1 protein-coding gene is annotated in these 1,063 nt (G+C 46.1%); it reads left to right on the plus strand.

All coding sequences use genetic code 11. The annotated features are described in order from the left end of the window. On the plus strand, window positions 1-1,063 hold a 1,063-nt coding region (locus tag AB4484_RS26635; RefSeq protein ID WP_372081046.1), incomplete at both ends, for a cadherin-like domain-containing protein.

Below are 1,063 nucleotides of genomic sequence, written 5' to 3' on the forward strand. Positions count from 1 at the left end.
GCGGCACTTATACCGAGAATGCGCCAGAGACACTTCGAGTAGAAGTTGCAGGCGTTCCTCAAGATGCCTCTATCTATTATCCAGACGGTACAACCTTGGCTAGTTATGATCCAGTTACGCAGATCTGGACACTGGATGTTGCTGCGCAGTCACTTGATAAGATCGTATTCAATTCAGGTGAGCACAATAGCGATACGGGTAATGTATTAGGTATCAATGGCCCGCTGCAGATTACCGTTCGCTCTGTTGATACTGACGCAGATAACACCGAGTATTTGGGTACGCCAACCAGCTTCGATGTTGATTTGGTGATCGATCCTATTAACGATCAACCTATCTTTGTAAACGTAACGAATATTGAAACATCTGAAGACATTAGTGTTGCCATCGACAATTTTAGTATCTACGACGTTGATGCTAACTTTGATAATCCAGATGCTCCGTATGTTCTTACGTTGCAAGTCGATCAAACACTGCCGGGAGCACAGGGTGTGTTTGAGTTTATCAGCTCTCCTGACGTGACGTTTGTATTGCAACCCGACGGCTCATTGGTGATTACGGGTAAAGAAGCGGATATCAATACTGCATTGACCAATGGAGCAGTGACGTTCAAGCCAGATCCAGACCAGAACTACCTCAACCAGAGTGGTTTAGTCACGATCAATGCAACGCTCGATGATGGCGGTAATAACGGTCTGATTGATGCTGGAGATCCGAATACCGCTCAAACCAATCAAACCACCTTTACCATTAAGGTGACGGAAGTGAACGATGCTCCTGTTGCGACAGACGTTGATTTCGGTTCGATTGCCGAGGAAGGCCAACTTGTTATCGTTGAAAGTGACTTAATTGCAGCAAGCTCTGATCTTGAAAACCATAACCTCACGGTAACCGGCGTAACTCTTACTCAAGGGCAAGGTCAGTTAACGCGCTTTGAAAATGCTGGTGGTGCTGATGACGCTGGGATTACGGGGCCATTCTGGATATTTACGGCCGCTGATGATTTCAACGGTGACGTTAAATTCGATTACAACATCATCGATGATGGTACAACCAACGGCGT

Source organism: Vibrio sp. 10N.261.46.A3 (genome assembly GCF_041472995.1).
GTDB lineage: Bacteria > Pseudomonadota > Gammaproteobacteria > Enterobacterales > Vibrionaceae > Vibrio > Vibrio coralliirubri.